The following is a 2,809-nucleotide window of genomic DNA, read 5'->3' as shown; positions in this document are numbered from 1 at the left end:
TGCAGGGGCAGCCTCATTTTTGAGGCTGCCCCTGCTATTTTGACCAAGGGTACTCTAAATGCACAATTAAGGGAAAAGAGATAAGCCCGCCCGCGGCGCTGCCCTCAAAAGGCCGCCAGCACCGCCCGTACCGCCTCCTCCGGCACAGCGGGAAAGGGCCGGACCGGCTCCGGGGCGCCGCCGTAGGGCCCGAGGGCTTTCTCGAACCAGGCCACGTCGTGCCAGGCGCCGCATTTATAGCCGGTATTCCGGTAAACGCCCAGCTGCCGGAACCCCAGAGCCCGGTGGAGGCCCTCGCTTTTTTCATTGGGCAGGGTCACGCAGCCGTAGGCCGTCCGCACGCCCTGAAGCCGCAGCAGTTCCATCAGAACGCGGTAGAGCCGCCCGCCCAGTCCCCGGGACGTAAACGCCCGGTCCAGATAGACCGAAAGCTCCGCGTTCCACTGGTAGGCCTCCCGCTCCATCTGCCGGTGGGCGTAGGCGTAGCCTACGGTCCGCTCCCCTTCCCGGCAGAGCAGATAGGGGTATGCCCGGCCAATGCCCTCGATCCGCCGGGCAAACTCCGCCCGGGAGGGCAGGGCGCATTCAAATGTGATGGGGGTATCGATATACTGCCCGTAAAGTCCCAGCAGGTCCTGGGCATCCGCCGCCCCGGCAAAGCGAATTTCCATGTTCGTCTCTCCAAAACCAAGAAAGCCGCCCCGCCGCAGACGGCGGGGCGGCTCAGCCGGTCAGTTGTAAAGGGGATATTTCCCGGTGAGCTGGGCCACCTGGGCGCGGATCTCGCCGGCCTGGGTCTCAAACGCGGTGGCGGTCTGCCACATGAGCCGGGCGATCACCTTCATGTCTTCCTCCCGGAAGCCGCGGGTGGTGGCGGCAGGCGTGCCCACCCGGATGCCGCTGGTGACAAAGGGCTTCTCCGGGTCGTTGGGAATGGCGTTTTTGTTGACGGTGATGTTCACCTCGTCCAGACGCTTCTCCATCTCCTTGCCGGTCAGATGGGCCGGACGCAGATCCACCAGCATCAGGTGGTTGTCGGTCCCGCCGGAGACCAGATCGAAGCCCTCCTGCATCAGGGCCTGGGCCAGGGCGGCGGCGTTCTTCACGATCTGCTCCTGATAGCGCTTGAACTCCGGCTTCATCGCCTCGCCCAGCGCCACGGCCTTGGCGGCGATGATGTGCTCCAGCGGACCGCCCTGGCTGCCGGGGAAGATGGCGGAATCGATCTTCTTGGCCAGCGCTTCCTTGCACAGGATCATGCCGCCCCGGGGACCGCGGAGCGTCTTGTGGGTGGTGGTGGAGACCACGTCGGCATAGGGCACGGGAGAGGGGTGCAGCCCTGCGGCGACCAGGCCGGCGATGTGGGCCATATCCACAAACAGGTAGGCGCCCACTTCATGGGCGATCTCGGCAAAGGTCTTAAAGTCGATGACGCGGGGATAGGCGGAGGCGCCGGCCAGGATCATTTTCGGCTTATGCTTCTTCGCCAGGTCCCGCACCTGGTCATAGTCGATATAGCCCTGATCGTTGACGCCGTAGGCCACGATGTGGTAGTTCTTTCCGGAAAAGTTCACGGGGGAGCCGTGGGTCAGATGCCCGCCGTTGGCCAGATCCATGCCCAGCACGGTGTCCCCGTGCTCGCACAGGGCCTGATAGACGGCGTAGTTGGCATTGGCGCCGCAGTGGGGCTGCACGTTGGCATGGTCGGCCCCGAACAGCCTGCAGGCCCGGTCGCGGGCCAGGTCTTCCACCACGTCCACGCACTGGCAGCCGCCGTAGTACCGCTTGCCGGGGTAGCCCTCGGCATACTTGTTGGTGAGCACCGTGCCCGCTGCGGCCAGCACCGCCTCGCTGACAAAGTTCTCCGACGCGATCAGCTCGATATTGCGCCGCTGGCGGTCATACTCGGCCCGGATGGCCGCGCCCACCTCCGGATCGCGGGATGCGATGAAGTCCATGATATCGTTGACCAATTCCCCTGTCGCCACCTTTCCAAATGTTACGCGTTAGCTTAGTATATTATACAAAATACGCCTCTGAAATACAATTGTCACCATTCGAAAAACTCTCTCGTTTTTTTGCGGATTCTGTGCTATATTGTCCAATGAGGTGATCCGAATGAAAAAACAAGCGGATGTGCTACGCATCGTGGAAGCTTTGAAGGCGGCTTACCCCGACGCTCTGTGCTCTCTGGACTACCGCAAGGACTACGAGCTGCTCTTCTCCACCCGTCTGGCCGCCCAGTGTACCGACGAGCGGGTGAACCAGGTCACGCCCGCCCTCTTCGCCCGCTACCCTACCTTGGAAGACCTGGCCGGCGCCGACGTGTCCGAGGTGGAGGCGTACATCCACTCCACCGGCTTTTTCCGGGCCAAGGCGCGGGATATCGTGGCCGCCGCCCGGATGCTGGTGGAGCAGTACGGCGGCCGGGTACCCGCTACCATGGAAGAACTGCTCAGGCTGCCCGGCGTGGGGCGCAAGACCGCCAATCTGGTCCTGGGAGATATCCACAAGGCCCCCGGCGTGGTGGTGGCGGACACCCACTGTATCCGCATCTCCGGCCGCTTAGGCCTCACCGACGGCACCAAGGACCCCTCCAAGGTGGAAACACAGCTGCGCGCCATCCTGCCGCCGGAGGAATCCAACGACTTCTGCCACCGGCTGGTGCTTCACGGCCGGGCGGTGTGCATGGCCCGCAGACCGGACTGTCCGAACTGCACCCTTCGGCCCTGGTGCGACTTCTTTACGCAGTCCGAGGCGCCATAGCCCGTCCCAGACATCCAAGAGCAGAGGCGGCCCGGCGCAAAAT

The 2,809-nt window shown here is 63.8% G+C and carries 3 protein-coding genes; 1 reads left to right on the top strand and 2 read right to left on the bottom strand.

The features are described from left to right. Window positions 1–104 precede the first annotated feature (104 nt). Together MR825_RS13005 and glyA are read right to left on the bottom strand one after the other, a co-directional pair. Window positions 105–671: a GNAT family N-acetyltransferase gene (locus tag MR825_RS13005; RefSeq protein ID WP_186907157.1), complete on the bottom strand. Its 567-nt coding sequence runs from the start codon at window positions 669–671 to the stop codon at window positions 105–107. 60 nt (window positions 672–731) lie between these two features. Next, the gene (glyA, locus tag MR825_RS13000) at window positions 732–1,973 is read right to left on the bottom strand and encodes a serine hydroxymethyltransferase (RefSeq protein WP_287881102.1); all 1,242 of its coding nucleotides are present in this window, start codon (window positions 1,971–1,973) and stop codon (window positions 732–734) included. Between the two features lie 145 nt (window positions 1,974–2,118). Between glyA and nth the strand changes: the two genes are divergently transcribed. Continuing rightward, complete coding sequence (gene nth / locus MR825_RS12995) at window positions 2,119–2,766, top strand: endonuclease III (RefSeq protein ID WP_287881101.1); 648 nt, start codon at window positions 2,119–2,121, stop codon at window positions 2,764–2,766. Window positions 2,767–2,809: the final 43 nt, after the last annotated feature.

It is taken from the genome of Lawsonibacter sp. (assembly GCF_022777125.1).
Lineage (GTDB): Bacteria > Bacillota > Clostridia > Oscillospirales > Oscillospiraceae > Lawsonibacter_A > Lawsonibacter_A hominis.
The sequence above is the reverse complement of the archived record's forward strand: the minus strand, read 5'-3'. Positions and strand labels throughout refer to the sequence as shown.